Annotated in this window: 16 protein-coding genes and 1 pseudogene; 2 read left to right on the top strand and 15 right to left on the bottom strand. The window is 37.3% G+C overall.

All coding sequences use genetic code 11. The features are described 5' to 3' along the window. Window positions 1–194: 194 nt before the first annotated feature. The 4 genes and pseudogenes from motS to BK574_RS22060 all read right to left on the bottom strand — a co-directional run bounded on the left by motS (window position 195) and on the right by BK574_RS22060 (window position 4207). On the bottom strand, window positions 195–944 hold the full coding sequence (gene motS / locus BK574_RS22075) for a flagellar motor protein MotS (protein WP_420796978.1): 750 nt from the start codon (window positions 942–944) through the stop codon (window positions 195–197). Then, a pseudogene (gene motP, locus BK574_RS22070) lies at window positions 931–1740 on the bottom strand (flagellar motor protein MotP). The gene motS and the pseudogene motP overlap by 14 nt, the downstream one beginning before the upstream one ends. Before the next feature lie 77 nt (window positions 1741–1817). Further along, on the bottom strand, window positions 1818–2828 hold the full coding sequence (gene ccpA / locus BK574_RS22065; RefSeq protein ID WP_078430110.1) for a catabolite control protein A: 1011 nt from the start codon (window positions 2826–2828) through the stop codon (window positions 1818–1820). A 302-nt stretch (window positions 2829–3130) separates the two neighbouring features. Beyond that, a complete protein-coding gene (locus BK574_RS22060) occupies window positions 3131–4207 on the bottom strand; it encodes a bifunctional 3-deoxy-7-phosphoheptulonate synthase/chorismate mutase (protein ID WP_078430109.1) in 1077 nt (358 codons plus the stop codon). A gap of 212 nt (window positions 4208–4419) precedes the next feature. Here BK574_RS22060 and BK574_RS22055 point away from each other — a divergent pair, with 212 nt between their 5' ends. Further along, complete coding sequence (locus BK574_RS22055) at window positions 4420–6594, top strand: cell division protein FtsA (RefSeq protein WP_180320598.1); 2175 nt, start codon at window positions 4420–4422, stop codon at window positions 6592–6594. 154 nt (window positions 6595–6748) lie between these two features. On the opposite strand, the gene ytxJ is transcribed toward BK574_RS22055, so the two are convergent. From ytxJ to BK574_RS22040, 3 genes are read right to left on the bottom strand one after another with little or no spacing between them, the layout of a single operon-like run. Beyond that, window positions 6749–7075 carry a bacillithiol system redox-active protein YtxJ gene (gene ytxJ, locus BK574_RS22050; RefSeq protein WP_075385962.1) on the bottom strand — a complete coding sequence of 109 codons (327 nt, stop codon included), beginning with the start codon at window positions 7073–7075 and terminating at the stop codon, window positions 6749–6751. 17 nt (window positions 7076–7092) lie between these two features. After that, the gene (locus BK574_RS22045; RefSeq protein ID WP_078430108.1) at window positions 7093–7530 is read right to left on the bottom strand and encodes a YtxH domain-containing protein; all 438 of its coding nucleotides are present in this window, start codon (window positions 7528–7530) and stop codon (window positions 7093–7095) included. A 14-nt stretch (window positions 7531–7544) separates the two neighbouring features. Continuing rightward, complete coding sequence (locus tag BK574_RS22040) at window positions 7545–7979, bottom strand: DUF948 domain-containing protein (RefSeq protein WP_075385960.1); 435 nt, start codon at window positions 7977–7979, stop codon at window positions 7545–7547. Window positions 7980–8256: 277 nt separating this feature from the next. Between BK574_RS22040 and BK574_RS22035 the strand changes: the two genes are divergently transcribed. Further along, a complete protein-coding gene (locus BK574_RS22035) occupies window positions 8257–9372 on the top strand; it encodes an aminopeptidase (RefSeq protein ID WP_078430107.1) in 1116 nt (371 codons plus the stop codon). A gap of 344 nt (window positions 9373–9716) precedes the next feature. Here the strand turns inward: BK574_RS22035 and murC are convergent, their stop codons facing one another. The 8 genes from murC to BK574_RS21995 form a co-directional block, all read right to left on the bottom strand. Then, complete coding sequence (gene murC, locus BK574_RS22030; RefSeq protein ID WP_078430106.1) at window positions 9717–11015, bottom strand: UDP-N-acetylmuramate--L-alanine ligase; 1299 nt, start codon at window positions 11013–11015, stop codon at window positions 9717–9719. A 441-nt stretch (window positions 11016–11456) separates the two neighbouring features. Then, window positions 11457–12554, bottom strand: a complete 1098-nt coding sequence (locus BK574_RS22025; RefSeq protein WP_078430105.1) for a nicotinate phosphoribosyltransferase — start codon at window positions 12552–12554, stop codon at window positions 11457–11459. Window positions 12555–12687: 133 nt separating this feature from the next. Then, window positions 12688–15216 (bottom strand): DNA translocase FtsK, encoded by a 2529-nt coding sequence (locus tag BK574_RS22020; RefSeq protein WP_274379441.1) that lies wholly within the window; start codon window positions 15214–15216, stop codon window positions 12688–12690. A 231-nt stretch (window positions 15217–15447) separates the two neighbouring features. Continuing rightward, window positions 15448–16245, bottom strand: coding sequence for a DUF1444 domain-containing protein (locus BK574_RS22015; RefSeq protein ID WP_075385955.1), 798 nt, complete (start codon window positions 16243–16245; stop codon window positions 15448–15450). A 51-nt stretch (window positions 16246–16296) separates the two neighbouring features. Then, the gene (locus BK574_RS22010; protein WP_075385954.1) at window positions 16297–16620 is read right to left on the bottom strand and encodes a thioredoxin family protein; all 324 of its coding nucleotides are present in this window, start codon (window positions 16618–16620) and stop codon (window positions 16297–16299) included. Between the two features lie 12 nt (window positions 16621–16632). Further along, entirely contained in the window at window positions 16633–17664 is a 1032-nt protein-coding gene (locus BK574_RS22005; protein WP_142248095.1) for a PTS sugar transporter subunit IIC, read from the bottom strand. Window positions 17665–17707: 43 nt separating this feature from the next. Next, window positions 17708–18220 carry a hypothetical protein gene (locus BK574_RS22000; RefSeq protein ID WP_078430103.1) on the bottom strand — a complete coding sequence of 171 codons (513 nt, stop codon included), beginning with the start codon at window positions 18218–18220 and terminating at the stop codon, window positions 17708–17710. Between the two features lie 173 nt (window positions 18221–18393). Then, the gene (locus BK574_RS21995) at window positions 18394–18948 is read right to left on the bottom strand and encodes a DUF84 family protein (RefSeq protein ID WP_338020613.1); all 555 of its coding nucleotides are present in this window, start codon (window positions 18946–18948) and stop codon (window positions 18394–18396) included. Window positions 18949–19029 lie beyond the last annotated feature (81 nt).

Genomic DNA, 19029 nt, shown 5'->3' with positions numbered 1-19029 from the left:
TAAAAACAATCAATGAAATTCAACCTAACGGTTGACGGCAATTCATCTCCACCTGATTTGTTGGGCTAACGCCCTTAACACAAATCAGATGGAGTCTTCTTGCCTAAAAGGATAAAGTGAAACCTCATTCAGCGGGAGCTTTAACTCCAGTTATATAGATTCAAAAATAAGGAGACTCAATAGAATAAGTCTCCTTAGAATGTTTCTTCGGTATCATAGGTAGGGTCAGAAATGACAATAACGACACGACGATTTGTTTGTAAATTTTCTACGGTCGTATTCGGTACGACTGGCCGCGTGTCTCCATACCCTGTGGCAATAAAACGATTGGTCTCAAGATCATGATTATCAAGAAGATATCGGATAACACTACTCGCACGAGCACCCGATAACTCCCAGTTCGATGGAAAACGATATGTGGATATCGGTCTTGAATCCGTGTGTCCTTCTACTTTAACCAAATTAGGAATGGCAGTTAATAGCGTTCCAACTTTGTCTAAAAATGGTTGCGCATCTGGAAGTACATCCGCTTCTGCAGTTTCAAATAACGTTCGTTCTTGTAAAACGAGAACAACCCCTCGATCATCACGAGTCGCTGATATTAATTCCGTTAGTTCATTGGTTTCTAGAAATTGTTGAACTTCTTGTAAGAGCTCATCCATATTTATGTCTTGCTCTTCCCCAAACTTTCCTTCATCAAACGGATCACGACGTTGTTCTCCTCTATCCTCACTAGGTGTTTCAAATTCTATTGCTGAAGGTAGAAAATCAAGTATTTGACGTTGTTGAAACGAGTCTGCAATTGCTCGGAATTTTTCAGCATCTACAACAGACATCGAAAATAGTAGAATGAAGAATACTAGAATAAGAGTCATTAAATCCGAAAAAGTGACCATCCATCTTGGAGCACCTTTATTTTCTTGCCGACGTCTACGATTCAACATTTATATCACTCGTCTCTTCATTCACATTTACTTTTTTCCCTTTTGGAATAAAGGCACTTAATTTTTCTTCTAATATTTTCGGATTCTGCCCAGATTGGACTCCAATAACTCCTTCAACAATGATTTGCTTTACAAACACTTCTTGTTCGGTTTTATTTTCTAGTTTTGAAGCAATTGGTAAAAAGACTAAGTTAGCTAAAACCGTTCCATATAAAGTGGTTAAGAGAGCGACAGCCATATTTGGTCCTAATGTTGATGGATCGTTTAAATTTTGTAACATCAGTACAAGCCCAATAAGAGTACCAATCATACCCCATGCAGGTGCATATTCTCCCATCTTTATAATGATAGCTCATCCTTTACGATGTCTTTCTTCCATAGCAACGACTTCGGCCATCATAATATCTTTTATAACATCAGGTTCTACCCCATCAACAGCAAGTAAAACCCCCTTTTTGATAAATGGGTCCTCCACTTCTTCTAATCCAGCTTCTAACGCTAATAATCCTTCGCGTCTTGCTTTTCCCGATAAATCAACAAATGTATCAATTAAACGGTTCAAGTTATGGTCTTCATGACGGAAAGATTCCATAAACACTTTTGGAAGTATTTTAATATCAGCTATCGTGAAGTTAATAATTGTCGCTGCTATCGTACCACCAAACACAATGAGAAATGAGGCAATTTGGATAAAAAATACTACACCCGATGGGCCAGCATTAGAGAATATTGCTAATAATAGTACTGAAATCCCTACAAAGATACCTACAACCGTTAAAAAATCGAACTTTTTCATAACCCTCTCCCTAACTTATGCCACCGCCGCTATATACTAAGTAGAAGTTAAAAAGGAAGGTTATTGTTACCTTCTTTTTAGCTCTCTTTTTGTACAGTAGAATCTCTAAATTCTATCCGATGTGGCAGGACGACAATATGGTCTGGCACTTCTTCTTTATTCATAAATTTTGTTAATAATCGCATGGAAACAGCACCAATATCATACATAGGTTGTACAACCGTCGTTAATGTTGGACGGACCATCGTTGCTAAACGTGTATTGTCAAATCCGACAACTTCAAAATCTTTAGGTACGCTGTATCCTTTATCTTGTGCACCATGTATAACACCTAGAGCCATTTCATCAGTAGAAGCAAATATTGCAGTCGGCTTTTCGTCCATCTCTAAAAAACTTTGCATTGCTTCAATCCCCGAATCGTATGTGTAATCCCCGATTTTAATCATATCTTCATTAAACGTTAATCCTGCTTCCTCAATTGCCTGTCGATACCCTGCATATTTCTGGTAACCATTGACTGGATCTTCAAGAGGACCTGATAGCATTCCTATTTCCTTATGGCCAACAGACAATAAATGGGTAATAGCATCATATACAGCTTGTTGATAATCAATGATAACAGACGGAATCGTTTTCTCCGCATCTAAAGTTGCAGCTAATACTACTGGAACAGGAGAGTTCTTAAATTGCGCAGCATGTTCTTCTGTAATTTGTCCCCCCATAAAAACAATTCCATCCACTTGCTTTTCTAACAACGTATTAATGAGTCGAATTTCTTTTTCTTTGTTTTGATCTGAGTTACATAAGATAATGTTATATTTATACATCGTCGCAATATCTTCAATACCCCGAGCTAACTCTGCAAAGAAAATACTTGATATATCAGGAATAATTACACCGACTGTCGTCGTTTTCTTACTTGCTAACCCTCTTGCAACTGCATTCGGTCTATAACCTAATTGTTCAATGGCCTCCATTACTTTCTTTCGTGTTGCAGGTTTTACATTTGGGTTTCCATTAACAACACGAGAAACGGTTGCCATTGATACTCCTGCTTCTCTTGCTACATCATAAATTGTCGTATTCACGATGATCCTCCTCTATATAAATAATAACCTTTTGTCAAACTGGTTTAATTGTATAGTTATCATACGATACATTAAGGAGGTTCCGCAATCTGTTTACACTAGTTATATCGACAACATTCTAGTTACTTTTGAGCAAATTTTTGAATTTCCAAACTTTATGTAGAAAAGTGTCGATACTGCTCCTTAATATATGTATACTATTCTATATTTAGCAATGTCCTTAACAGATATTTCCTATACCTTATTTTATTCAGCGAAAAAGCCTTCTACGAAACAATGGTAGAAGGCGAATTTCTTTTACATTAAAATTTATACAAGCCAGACTCTCTTAGATTACTTACAAATTCGTTGAATTGTCCGATATCCATTTGTTGAGCCGAGTCAGAAAGAGCTACCGCAGGGTCAGGGTGTACTTCTGCCATGACCGCATCAGCACCAATTGCAAGAGCAGCTTTTGCCGTTGGAAGTAATAAATCTTTACGACCAGTTGAATGAGTTACATCCACTAATACTGGCAAATGAGTCTCTTGTTTCAAAATTGGTACAGCTGAAATATCTAATGTGTTACGAGTTGCTTTTTCGTATGTGCGAATTCCGCGCTCACAAAGCATAATATTCCCATTACCTTTTGAAATAACATACTCAGCTGCATTAATGAACTCTTCAATTGTAGCAGAAAGTCCTCTTTTTAATAGGACTGGTTTATTAACAGACCCCGCTGCTTTTAATAATTCAAAGTTGTGCATATTACGTGCACCAATCTGAATTACATCAATATATTCTAATGCTACTTCTATATCTTCAGGACGAACGATTTCACTAATGACCGCCATATCATATTCATCAGCTACTCGTTTTAAAATTTGTAATCCTTCAAGTCCTAAACCTTGGAAATCATATGGAGATGTACGTGGTTTAAACGCTCCTCCACGTAATAACTTCATTCCTTGTTCTTTCATAGCTTTAGCAACAGCTGCTACTTGCTCATAGCTTTCAACAGCACATGGTCCCATTACTAAACGTTGCTGTCCGTCACCAATTTGCTCTCCTTTAAGATTAATAACTGTATCTTCAGGATGCTTTTTACGAGAAACTAGCAACGCTTTTCGATTATCATCTTCTTGCAGTTCCAAACCTGCTTTGAAAATTTGTTTAAATAAATGTTGTAATGTAGAGGTTTCAAACGGCCCATTGTTATTTTCTGCTATTAAATTAAGCATTTTACGCTCTCGGACAGGATCAAATCGATTGACACCTTGTTTATTTTTCACCTTACCGATTTCTTGAACTAAGCGGGCTCGCTCATTAATTAACTCTAAAAGCTGTAAATTAACCTCATCTAACTTGTCTCTCAATGTCTCTAATTGCTCGTTGCTCATCTCTCCCACTCCTTATTGTTTGTTTCAAAGATTTAAGAAATATGGTACATTTCTAATGATTACGGATTATTATAAACGATATATAACAATATGTCACGTTTTTTTCTTTATTGATTAAACGCTTTTAAGCGTTAAAGGAAAAATTCTTATTTTCACAAAATGATTTATGGTTGATTCAATAGTTTATGAATACTTTTAAGAGGATGTTACATATGAACATAAATAAAGAAACGCCTATTTTTGCCTTAGATATTGGGACCCGATCTGTAGTTGGACTTCTCTTAAAAAAGATCGATAATAAATATGAAGTCATTGATATTATTTCAAAAGAACATTCTGAACGTGCGATGTTAGATGGACAAATTCATAATGTCTTATCCGTTTCTGAATTAGTCATAGAAATAAAGTCATTACTAGAACAAAAACATGGAAAATTAGCAAAAGTTTGTGTTGCTGCCGCAGGTCGTTCATTAAAAACGAAAAGATCTAAAGTTGAAATACAAATATCAGGAAAAAACATAGTCAATCAAGAAGATATTTTGCACTTAGAGTTAAGCGCTGTACAACAAGCACAGTTTTCACTTGCTACCGATTTTCAAGATCAAGAAAGTTTTAATTATTACTGTGTTGGTTATTCCGTTCTCGATTATCGACTAGATGATGAAAAGATTGGGAGTCTTCTCGATCAATCTGGACAAACAGCCAGCGTCGAAGTTATTGCTACATTTTTACCTAAAGTAGTTGTTGAGTCTTTAATTGCTGTCCTACAACGAAGTGAATTAGAGCTTGAAGCTTTAACACTTGAACCGATTGCCGCTATTAATGTTCTCATACCACCATCGATGCGCCGCCTAAATGTAGCACTCGTGGATATCGGCGCAGGAACGTCTGATATAGCCATTACCGATGAAGGAACAGTTACCGCTTATGGAATGGTCCCTTTTGCTGGAGACGAAGTAACCGAAGCGATTAGTGATCAATTCCTACTTGATTTTCCCGATGCTGAACTTATCAAAAGACAATTGTCAGAAAAAGATGAGGTAACTTTAAAAGATATTCTTGGATTTGAAACAACCTACCCAAAAGAGGAAGTGATCCAAGCGGTTGAAGGTACTATTTCAGAATTAGCAAAATCGATTACTTCCCAAATATTGGAGTTAAATGGGAAATCTCCGAAGGCTGTTATGTTAGTAGGTGGTGGTAGTATGACACCACGATTAGCGAACTATGTGGCTCAATCGTTACAACTTCCAGAAAACCGAGTCGCTATACGAGGCATCGATGCCATTAAAACCGTTGCTTCAACGAATGGTAATTCTGGACCTGAGCTGGTCACACCGATTGGCATCGCAATAGCCGCAAAAGAAAATCCTATAGAATATATTAGTATAACGGTTAACGAACGAACGGTTCGTGTATTTGATGTGAAAAAGCTAACCGTCGGTGATGGACTTCTGGCAGCAGGTGTCCATCTATCAAAACTGTATGGAAGACCTGGAAGTGCGATGATGATCTATGTAAATGGTCAACTCGTCACAATTCCTGGACATCACGGTGAACCTCCAACCATCTTAAAAAACGGGAAGAAAACGTCACTTGATGCTCCACTTGAAGCAAAAGACAACCTTTCGACTGAAAAAGGTAAAGACGGTACACCTGCTGTTGCCAAAGTTTCAGATCTAGTTGAAGAAATTCCAACTGTTCATATTACCGTTAATAATCAACTGACTACGGTTTCAGCACTCATACTTAAAAACGGAACGCCGACAAACAGCGGTGATCCGCTTTATGAAAGAGATGAGCTCTCTATTCAACTTCCAAAGACCGTGAAAGATGTTTTAGTCTCTCTTCATAACACAGATGAAATAGCAACACTTACACCGTTTACCGTTTATATAAACGGTAATAAAGTAACGATCCCTCAAGAGAGTCCAGTTTTTTTAAATGGCAAAGAAGCAACATTAACTTCACCTATTAAAAACGGAGACTCGTTGAACATAACAAAGACCAAAAAAGGAAGTACACCGACCTTATCAGATTTGCTCGCAATCTTAAATATACCAACTGAACAATCGATTTCGGTTTTCTTCAATGATGATCCTGTTCGATTGGTGAAACCTTCTGTTGAGATCTTCCGTGGTTCTGAACTTATAGAGAAAGATACTTTATTAACACAAGGTGAAAATTTAAGTTTAGCAACTTCGAATGAAAGTTCTTTTATTTATCAAGATATTTTTCGCTTCGTAGATTTTGACATTTCTCCAAAACCAAATCAACACGTTTTAGTTTTAAAAAACGGTAGTAACGCTTCATTTAGTGAACCGATATACACTGGTGATAAACTTGAAATACGATTCTCTATCTTGAATAACGATAAAACATATTAAGTGTTTCGCGTGTTAATACTGAACTACATCTTATGAAGACAGCAATTTTCCACTTTAAGAGTGGCATAAGTTGCTGTCTTTTCTTCATTGTCTCCTTTAGTATGCTAAACGAAAAAATAGTGCAGTCATAAACACTGCACTATTTTTTAACGTTTTAAATTTTACTCCACTCAGATTCCAAATTAGATACTGTTACATTCCAATGAGAAGTATGCCAAACGACTTGGCCATTTGAAAACAATAATACTTGTGGTGATTCGTGTTTCACTTCAAATTTCTCAGCAATCTCATTAGATAATGGTCGAGCTTCTTGTACGTTTAAATAATAGAATGTTTCTTCAGGATAGCCCTCTGCAAACTGCGTGAATTCGTTATAGGCTGTATGACTAATGGGACAAGTTGTACTATTTTTTAACAAAAATAATTTATTATGCTCATTCAATAATGCTATTAATTCTTCTGTCGTATTTACTTTCTGCATTTGTCTATTGACTCCTTTTATCTTTGATCCGCTGCAGTTACTTTTCTTTTTTCTGTTTCTTCTGTAATCGTATTATTTATATTTTCTACTTCCTGTTGAAGATTTTGTTTAAGGTTATCACTACTTTCTGCAACTTGATCAGCAACATCTGCTACAAAGTCATCGGCAGAATTTTGAGCATCTTCAACATCTGTCTTAATATTTTTCGTAACTTCCTTCACTTTATCCACAACTTGTGTAGATTTTTCTTTCGCTAAAGAAGCCCATTCATTTCCTCTTTCATAGGCTGTATTCGTTAAATTTGTTGTTTTTTCTTTTGCCAATAGTGCTTGTTCATTAATATTACTTCGAAGTTCTTTTCCTGATTTCGGTGCTAATAGAAGTGCTGCTGAGGCACCTACAATCCCACCAATTAATGAACCAATTAAAAAATCTTTCGTATTCATATCTCCCATATCAAATTCCTCCTTTATGAATTAACATCGTTAGGATGTTGTTGCTTTTTTTCTTTCCATTTCGAATATAAATCAATAGCTGCGTTCCCCCATTGAACCGCTTGGGCAACTTGCGCAGACTGCTGTTCAGACTGTCTAGCTACAGTATTTGACACTTTCTTTAAAGAATCATTTACCGTTTGGACAGACTGCCCTAAATCTTTTACCGAGTCAAACATCGTATTCAATGACTGAGATTTTTCGTGAATGTCATCGGCAAGGCGATTCGTCTTCTGCAGCAGAAATTCGGTCTCTTTCGTAACTCCTTGTAATTGCTTTTCTAAACTGCTGACCGTATCAGCTACATTATTTAATGTTTTCGTTGCTGACTTTAAGGTTTGGACTAAATAAAGAACTAAAATGAAAAAGGCTACTGCTACAACTGCTACACTTATGTAAACTATGATCATTGTTTTTTCTCCACCTCCCTACATCATGCTATTTACCCACTTAGAAGCATTTTTAAACGGAGACTTGATAAGAACTTCTACACATAATCTCTATTTCCTTCAAAAAATTAATGTCTGATTGCGTAAACCTGTTACTTTTCAAGCTTAATTTCTGCCTATGGTACAGAGACAAATCAAAATATAAGTACATCGGCGAATTCTTTAAGGCATAGCTACTATAATCTCCTTTAATCGTATACAATAGTAAAAGAAATAGATTACTTAGGAGGAAACAACTTTGAGAGATCCAAGAATTTCGACTTTAGCTAAAAATTTAATCAATTACTCAGTCCGTCTTCAAAAGGGCGAAAAAATTTTAATAGAAAATTTCGGACTTCAAAAAGAATTAGTTAATGCTCTCGTGCAGGAAGTATACGCAGTAGGCGGCCTACCATTTGTTACCTTAAAAGATCATCAAGTCGATCGTGCCCTATTGGTTGGGGCAACTGAAGAACAACAGAATTTAACGGCTCAGTTTGAAGCAAATGTGATGAAAGAAATGGATGCCTATATCGGATTACGTGCAGGTGATAACATATCAGAACTCAGTGACGTTCCTTCTGAGAAAATGGCCTTACATAGTAAAACGGTGGGTACGAAGGTTCACCGTGAAATTCGAGTACCGAAAACAAGATGGTGTGTGTTACGTTATCCTTCATCATCTATGGCACAATTAGCGAATATGAGTACGGAAGCTTTTGAGGACTTTTATTTTGACGTTTGTAACTTAGACTACGGGAAAATGGACAAAGCCATGGATTCTCTAGTAGAGTTAATGAACAAAACTGACAAAGTCCAACTGATAGGACCAGGAACAGACTTAACGTTTTCGATAAAGGATATTCCAGCAATCAAATGTGCTGGACATCTTAACATTCCAGATGGAGAGGTATATTCAGCTCCTGTAAAAAATTCAGTGAACGGAACAATCTCATTTAATACGCCTTCTCCATATCAAAGTTTTACGTTTGAAAACGTTCAGTTTACGTTTAAGGATGGTAAAATCGTTGAAGCTACTTCTAATGACACTGATAGAATCACAAAAATTCTCGATACGGATGAAGGTGCCCGTTATGTTGGAGAGTTTGCCATTGGGGTGAACCCATATATTCAACATCCGATGAAAGACATTCTTTTCGATGAAAAGATTGATGGAAGTTTTCACTTTACGCCTGGTCAGTGTTATGACGATGCATATAATGACAACCATTCCGCAATTCATTGGGATTTAGTTATGATCCAACGTCCTGAGTACGGCGGTGGCGAAATTTACTTTGATGATGTTCTTATTAGAAAAGACGGCCGATTTGTGATCCCTGAATTGGAAGCGTTAAACCCAGAAAATCTAAAATAAGATTACAAGCTATAATGGATCACCATATGAAAAAATTAGAATAGACTTTCTTTAAGGCGTTATAGATTTCTTGTAACGCCTTTTTGAATTGGATAAAATCTTTAAACTACCTCACTTTGGAACGTTTATTATCTTTATGATTACCGCTCATTCTTTTTTCTTTTTTGATTGGGCACTATGAACGCTTCATAGTTACCGTTCTCTTTCTGCTCCTCCTCGTTTGGGCACTATGACAACCTCTTAATTACCGCATTCTATAATTTGCTCTCATTCAAAGACAACATGACCGTGCTCCATGAAAAAAGCAGAAGAAAAGGTAATCCTCGTTCTTCTGCTTTGCAATTTTATTTAATTGTCTCTTCATACGCTTTTTGAAACTTTTGAATATCACCAGCACCCATAAATAATAAGACGCCATTATCGTGCTTTTTCAGAGTTTCAACTTCACCTTCATCAATAACTTCACTATTTGGAATTAATTCCTTTAAGTCATTAATCGATAAGTTCCCTTTATCTTCACGAGCTGAACCGAAAATATCGCATAAATAAACTTTGTCCGCTTCGTTCAGGCTATTTGCGAATTCATTTAAAAAGGCTTTTGTTCTCGTAAATGTGTGGGGTTGAAAAATCGCAACAATTTCTTTTTCTTCGTACTTTTGTCTTGAAGCGTCAATTGTTGCATAAATTTCTGTCGGATGATGAGCGTAATCATCGATCAACACTTGGTCGTTAACAAAAGTCTCGCTAAATCTACGTTTCACTCCTTGAAACGTTGCAAGATGTTCTTTTAGTACATCAGCTGGTACGTTTTCGTAATGACATAAAGCAATAACGGCTAATGCATTAAGTACATTGTGTTTACCATATCCTGGAATTATAAATGTTCCATAAAAATTATTTCTTACAAAAACATCAAACGAAAGACCTGAACTTGTGACTTGAACGTTTCGTCCTTGGAAGTCATTATGTTCTCCTAATCCGTAAAATACAACAGGTACATTCGCATGAATTTCTTGTAAATATTGATCGTCACCGCAAGCAACAATCGCCTTATTCACTTGCATCGCCATTTCTTGAAACGCGGAATAGACATCTTCTACATCCTTAAAATAATCTGGATGGTCAAAATCGATATTCGTCATAATACAGTAGTCAGGAGTATAGTTTAAGAAATGTCTTCGATACTCACATGCTTCAAACACAAAATATTTACTATCTTGTGCTCCTTTTCCCGTACCATCACCAATTAAAAATGAACTTGGATGGGCTTCACCGAGAACGTGAGCTAAAAGCCCTGTCGTTGATGTTTTCCCGTGAGCACCTGTTACAGCGATGCTTGTAAACTTTTTAATAAATTCACCTAAAAACGTAGGATACGGATAAACGTCAAGCCCAATCTCTTTAGCACGCTGTATTTCTACATGATCTTCTTTGTAAGCAGCAGAAGCAATAACAACTTGCCCTTCCTTAATATTATCCGCATTAAATGGTAAAATGGTAATTCCTTTTTCTTCTAATGGTTTTTGTGTAAAAAACACTTTGTCAACATCTGAACCTTGTACAGTATAATTCATGTCGTGCATGACTTGAGCCAATGCACTCATTCCCGATCCTTTAATTCCAATAAAATGGTAAACAGTCATTGACTGAACCTCCAAATATAGATGATTATCTTATCCAGTAAAAAGCGCTCTTACTACTTATGTATGAAAATTCCACCCATTTGGGGAATAAATATTTTCAATTAGGATACGCCATACAAAGATTTATTATAACAGAAACAAAGGATTAGAAAAACTCTCAAATGAATGGAAACATGAAAATAGGTCTAATACCGTATTTTTCACTCACCAGTCATTATATGCCCACCCTTTAAGAAAAGACCTGTCACTCGACAGGTCAGTAGAAAAGCAGAAGTCCCTCGTTCAGCCCCGACAAGCAAATGTTCTGGCAGGTAAAAGTCCGCTTTTTGACTTTTATCTGGCGGGTTATTTGACCTCGAGGGGCTAGGGCCTGAAGCTAGACAAGAAAAGCGGAAGTCCCTCGATCAGCTCCGAAAAACAAATGTTCTGGATGAAACAAAGCTACTCAACTCGCTCTAGACGAGAATTTTCTCTATACCTTCTACCCGCTTTTGCTTCACTTTTTCCATTCAACATTACGTTATCACCGGTAAAGCCAATATTAATTTTCAATAAGCTACTACCGACGCCATAAATATCAACAGGTACACTTAGATCTTCGTATTCCGCAATTCGTTCGGCTGTAAACCCACCTGTAGCAATAATTTTAACATGAGTATACCCTTCATCATCTAATGCCTTTCGAAGAGCAAATAGAAGCTCTGGGTTAGCTCCACGTGGATCAAACGAACCCATGACCTCAGGATTACGACAAAAATACTGATCGACCATCGTACGGGATGTGTCAACACGAACCCCTTTTAATTCTTCCCCAAATTCTCTAGCCACTTTCAATGCGTCTGTCACTACGTCATTATTATAATCAACGAGTGCCATTAATTCATCTTCGGGAAACGTCTCTTTATAAGCATGTGTCGCAGCAACAACATCCCCTTCGAACAACTGAATAAGAGCATGAGGCATCGTACCCATCCCTTTCTTACCCCACCATTCATTCATAGCATGTGTTGCTTGTGCGATTGATCCACCAATAAAAGCGGCATAACCATCACCCGATTGCTGAGTGAAGTGATCATCACGATCACCCATGAAAATGACTGGCTTTTGGTGACCTGATTTTCTCGCTGACTTGACGACATTATAAACATTCGTTGCGACCGATGTTCTGCGTGAAAAAATACCGTCAATAATCCCCTCTAAATACCCAAAATTTTGATATGGACCTGTAATCCTCATTACAGTTTCAAATGGCTTAATTTTATCGCCATCTTTTAAAGAATAAATTTCAAGACTGTCTGGATCTTTTGCAAATGTTTTAATTAATGCAATGACTTCATCTGTTCCACAAAGAATCGCATTCGTTTTTTGAAAAAATTGCATGGTTACTGTGTTATTTGGCTTATGTTTTTCCACAATTTCACGAGTTTTTAAGAAATATACCGCCGAAAACCAGCCTTCTCTTACTCGCTCATCGAATTTAAATGTTTTGTTCGTTAATCTTTTGATTTTTCCTTGCAACTTAAGTGCGATTTCTTTCATGCCTAAATCTCCTTAAATCTATTCCTGTAACTTTCATTTGTAGTTAAACTACCCATGATTGCAGATTCTCATCCGTACAGGGACCGTAGTTACTTTCTTATAATATATAGAACCTTTTGTAAGAAAACAAGATTTACTCTTTTGAAGTAGAAAGAATGTTCTCTTCGAATTCACTAACTGACATAAGGATGTGGCGCGGCTTACTTCCCATGGCTTCAGAGACAATTCCTTTTGCCTCCATCATATCAATCAATCTTGCAGCTCGATTGTATCCAACTCGAAACCGTCTTTGTAAGCTTGAAGCTGAAGCCCCATCTTGTTCAATCACAAAATAACAAGCCTCTTCAAATAATTCATCATCTTGTCCCTCTATATCTTGTCCTTTTGTTAAGTGTTCATTATCAATTAAATATTGAGGTTCTCTTTGTTTTTTCACAAATTCTATGACTCTTTCAATCTCTTCATCTGATACAAATGTACCTTGTACCCGAACTGGTTTTGCTGTGCCGTTTTCATGGAAAAGCATGTCCCCTTTTCCGAGTAATCGTTCTGCCCCATTCATATCGATGATCGTTCGCGAATCAACTTGAGATGAAACGGAAAATGCAATACGAGTTGGTATGTTCGCTTTAAGTAATCCTGTAATGACATCTACTGAAGGACGCTGCGTCGCGAGTAAGAGATGAATGCCACATGCCCGAGCCTTTTGAGCAATTCGACAAATTGCTTCTTCAACATCTTGTGGCGAAACCATCATTAAATCGGCTAACTCATCAATAACAACCACAATATATGGAAGAGCAGGTTTATTTACATCCTCTGAATAAAGATCATTGTATCTACCGAGATCTCGAACTCCTTGTTGTGAAAAAAGCTCATAGCGTCGTTCCATTTCAGCTACAACCCACTTTAATGCAGCAGTCGCTTGTTTTGCATCTGTTATAACAGGCGTCACAAGATGCGGCAATTCATTATATGGAGCTAGCTCAACCATTTTCGGATCAACCAACAATAGCTTTACTTGATCAGGAGTCGCCTTATATAAAAGACTAACTAAAATCGAATTAATACAGACACTTTTTCCAGAACCAGTCGCTCCAGCTACAAGGCCGTGGGGCATCTTTGTTAAATCCGTCACAATCGGCTGACCTGATATGTCTAACCCTAATGCGACCGTTAAAGGTGACCCTTTTTGGAACACGCCTCGACGTAAGATTTCTCGTAAGTATACAGGTGTACTTTTCAAATTCGGTACTTCAATCCCGATAGCATGTTTTCCAGGGATCGGTGCTTCCATCCGAATGTCTTTTGCCGCTAAACAAAGTTTAATATCATCCGTTAGACCCGTAATCTTACTTACTTTAACCCCAGGAGCAGGCTGAATTTCAAATCTCGTCACTGAAGGTCCTTTAGTTACATGAATTACTTTTGCTGATACATTGAAATTTTGTAAAGTTGACTCTAATATTTCTCCCTGTTGATTTAACCACTCGGTATCCTCTTCTTCATAACGTGGTGGTATATTTAACATATTAATGGGAGGAAACTGATAACTTTTAGTTTCTTCCTGTGTTCCTTTTCTTTGTTTCTCTAAGCGATCTTGCGGCAACATGATAACATTATAAGGAATTGTTGTCGAAGATTTACTGACTGAATCCTTTGGTTGTTTTTTACTTGTTACGTTTTGTTCGATTTTAGTCTCTGGTTCTAACTTTTGCGTTTGTTCTTGTGCTGGCTCTTTAATTTCCTCTTCTTTTGTTGCTCGCTCTAATAAAATTTCTATCTTTTCTTGCTCTTTATCTTTTTCTATCGGAGTCGCTTCTAACTGATCCTCCTTAATTTGATTAGTTAACGCCTTTTGACTGCAATTTGGTTCTTCCTCTGTACCTTGCGTTAAATCTGCAAATAATTCCTGTTCTTGCTCCTGTTCAAATGGTGCCTCTAGTTCCAACTCCTGTCTTTCTTCAATACTCGTTTCTCTCAGATCCTCTTGATCTATTATCATTTCTCCAAGATATTCATCCTTTAACATCGAATAATCCTCTAAATGTTCTTCCATTTTCTCATCGTCATCGTATTCATCATTTGCTTTTACAACGTTAGAATGGTGAAACTCTTCTCGTTCGTTTATAAGAGGACTTGCTACAGCTTCACCTACAGGCTCTGTAGTTACCGCTATTTCATCTTCCACATTTGTACTATGGTCTTTTTCATTTCTATTAAACTTGATCATCTCTTTTGCTTCTTCAAGTGCTGTTATTGAGTCTGCAGCATCTAATTTTAGTGACTCATTTACAATTGAGGGCAAAGGTGTTACGTTCTTATTTTCTCGCTGTTTAAAACCATATACTGGAGACGGAATCGATGTTGGTTTAAAGTGATTGTTAGTAAACAACTCGCGTTTCTTTTCATTAGGCCTGTTATATTCTTCTTTTGCCCCTTGGTATGTGGATACAACTCTTTTCTTCTCTTCGTCCTTTCTTCGTTCCACTTTGTGGCGTTCAGTTTCTTCTTTTTTCTGCCCTTTTATTTGCGGGGCATCTTCTATCACGGGAAAGCGAAACTTCCCTTGTTTTGGGTATTGGTGAACAACTCTCAGATCAGATTGTCGATCATCAGCCTCTAATCGTCCATACTGAGATTTTTTTCTTGTTGGTTCCACCGTGTATGTCTCTTCCTTACCCAAAAACCACTCTTGGAGTTTGCGTAACCATTTATGATGTTTGGAAACCACTTTTTCACCTACTTTTTAAAGGTTGTTCATCGGTAAACTTACTGAACACATTTTTATGTAATTACAATATTTTCTTAGTCTATCTATTTTAACGCAAAAACCACTAGAAATCTCTAGTGGTAGTAAAGATATTATATTTTTCATAATTCTACAACCTTGTTAATGCTTTGGCTTTCGCTGCGCAAGAATGAAAGTGGGGTCTAATTCTCCATTTTCATAAATAAACGGTAGTGCTGTAATTGGATTTCGACCTTGGGTAAAAAACTGAAACACCATTTGAGCTAATACGTCATACCCTGTATCATTGATGATATCTGCAAAAATGAGAACATCTTGATGTGGGACAGCCACAGCTAGCGTACCTTTCGCTTGCTGTCTCATCTTTTCTAATAATGACTCATCTAATATACGACTAGCATCATACCCGTCATTCGTATTTAAAAAATAGAACGTGTTTTCAGCAACTTGATCTTCTTTTAAAGGATGAGCTAAAGATCGCACATTAAATAATGCTACTTCTCTTACAGCTTCATGAGTATATTGACTTCGTTCTAACATATCCTCGTCAATAAGCGAATAATAGCTTCCCATATCGACTGAATAAAAGACTCGTGTTTCAGCCGTATGCTCATCAAAGACTAATTTCTTCCCATCTTTCGTTTCTGTCGGAAATGAAGTTCCACGAATGACAGGATAAATTTCTTTATCTTTTCCATCTAAAGAAATATCTCGCTCCATCGCTGTAAGCGTAATTTCTACATAACGGACAGCCTCTTCAATGGCATCATCCTTAACTCTCTCATACTTCGTTAACAGTGGCTTTAATGCTACATTAGCCCCTTTACGGATTTTCTTATTTTCAATCCGAAGGCGATCTTCTTCTTTATCATACTGAATCGTCCACTCTGGTCGTTCTAATCGTTTTTCAAGAGTTTCTCGTAGCATATGAAGGTCCATAAAACGTCCCCCTTACTTATATCATGTATACAGTATAACACGATTTGGTTATTAGCACTTACTTAGCGCATCTGTTAAAAAGTTTTCAATTTCTTCCTGAGTTTTTCGATCTTTACTTACTAACCGATGCACTTCTTGACCATGATGATAAGCGATAAAACTCGGTATTCCAAATACGTTCAGTTCAGCGCAAAGATCAATAAACTGGTCGCGGTTGGCATAGATAAAATCTATTTGCGAGAACTTTGCTTCCACTTCAGGCAAAAACGGTTCGATGACCCTACAATCTGGACACCAGTCCGCAGAAAACATGATGACTGTAGTTCCTGATTGGATTTCACTTTTAAACATTTCCATCGACTGTAGATCTTTCATTGTAATTCCTCCTTATTGTTCAATCTTCATATCTCCAAGTTTAATCAGGTTCTTTTTCCTCAACCACTCCGATATCGCTAAACTAATGATAGCAGGACCTAAAATATGAAGAAATAAAATGATAAAAAATACATTCCAAGAAAATCCCATTGCTGTAAATGTCATAATTTGTCCAACAAAGCCACTGGTCCCCATTCCCGCTCCAGCTGGATTATTTACCATTTGAAACACAACTGTTGCAAATGGAGCAAGTATAATTCCTGCAACAGTTGGTGGAACTAGAATGAGTGGATTTTTCACAATGTTTGGCACTTGCAGCATTGACGTTCCAATTCCTAAAGCCATAAGTCCCGATACTCCATTTTCACGATAACTACTAACTGCAAAACCAACCATTTGAGCTGCGCATCCAACGGTGGCTGCACCAGCCGCTATTCCTTCGAGTTCAAGCATAATCGCAATGGCCGCACTAGATATGGGTGCTGTTAAAGCTAGTCCCATTAAAGTCGCTACTAATATTCCCATTAAAAACGGTTGTTGTTCTGTTGCCCACATGACAATACTACCAAATTGAGTCATTCCTGATTGAATAGCTGGACCGATAAAATTAGCGACAAAAAAACCGACTGCAATTGTAACAAAAGGCGTCACAATAATATCTACCTTCGTTTCTTTAGAAACAAGCTTTCCAATTTCAGTAGAAAGCAAAGCACTAATAAAAGCACCAGCAGGTCCACCAAGCTGAGCCCCAGCTGCGCCACTAACTACAGCAGCAAATAATACAAGGCGCGGCGCTTTTAATCCATATGCAACCGCAACTCCAATAGCTGGTCCCATTAAGCCCATCGCTAAAGCGCCCATATCGGTTAAAAATTCTGAAAAAAGTGCTATCTGCTGAAATCGTGCAAGTTGCTCACCAACGGTTCGAATAATCAGACCGATAATTAAGGAGGAGAATAACCCGAGTGCCATAAAACTCAAAGCAGTGATTACATAGGTTCTCCAAGATAGGTCAATTCCTTTTCTCTTTAGAAATCCCAATATATTTCCTCCTAACGTTTCCTTCTCTTCCAATCGTGATCAAAACTTATTCTTTATACTGCACAGTATGTAAAATTCCTGCCATCATTTCTGTACTTTCTGCTAAGTTAGCTACTGTTGAAATAGTCGTAATCTTCGCTCCACCTATTCCGACAATAACTTTATATTGCCCATCTTCAGCAGGAGTAATGACTAAGTAACCACGTTTATCGCCTTCTTCAACAACTTCTAATACAGTAGCGTTATTTTCAAACTCTTGATCTCTCAAAAGATGAACTTCACTATCCCACGGTTCAAAGGGAATAAAAAACAGTAAAAAGATTTGTTCATTTCTTTCGAGTTGGACATTAAAGTCTATTTCTTCTGTTACTTCCATTCCTCGTGGTAAATAAAGATCTACTTGTTCGCCTGCAAAATTAGCTTCGACGACTTCGCTTGTGGAAAAGCTTTCATAAAATACATTTTTAGCTGCTTCTATTGCATCTTCTTCAGAGATTTGACAACCTGTCATAAAAATGAAAAATGATACTATTATTATAACTGAAAATACTGGCTTCACTCGTAACCGCCCTTTCAAAATTGAATAAATTCTATAATATCATACATTAGAAAGATTTTTTTTGACAAGTCCACCATGATTTCGACAATATACTAGGCATGTTTCCCTACATAAGTGAAACTCCATCAGGAAGGTTTTCCCCGACTGATGGTTAGTTGAGGCCTTAATGCTTATCAACGTTTTCTAAATTGATATTGACCAACTAGTAACCGTACGATGTGCTCAAACATTTCACTTCTACTAACCAAACCATTTGTTAGAACGCCAACCGTGCCACCCTTTTGACGTACATTGCTTTCTTTTGCAAACTGATCAATCACATCACCTAATTCTCTACCTGATCTTACTTGTTGCGCTATTAACTTTGGTAAGACGAGTTTTGCTCCACTGGTAACGATTGTTTCTCCGTTACGGTCCATTAATGCTCCCCAATTACACAACATTAACCCCGCTTTCGTCTCAATCACGCCACCTTCTAATCCAATACCTATAGTAACATTCTCATTGACAAGACAACCTTTCGCACGAGCTAGAGATCCTTCCATTGTTTCCTCGTCGGAAAAAGGCTGTGCGGATACGTCAGAACTAACCTCCATTCCAATAACGCGTTGTGTTTCTCCGATAATAACAGCACGTACTGCATTTATTTTTGCAGGATTTGTTGATCCTACCGCATAAACTTCCATCATCATCACCTCATTTAAAGTTGTATTCTGTTTTAGTTTCAATTCTCATCTTTTGTTTTCAAGTTACTGCCAGTTGTTGCGGGATAAAATACATTTATAAAATCCTTTTCAAGAAAAAAAGGC

Source organism: Alkalihalobacterium alkalinitrilicum, assembly GCF_002019605.1.
Classification (GTDB): Bacteria; Bacillota; Bacilli; order Bacillales; family Bacillaceae_F; genus Alkalihalobacterium; species Alkalihalobacterium alkalinitrilicum.
The sequence above is the reverse complement of the archived record's forward strand: the minus strand, read 5'-3'. Positions and strand labels throughout refer to the sequence as shown.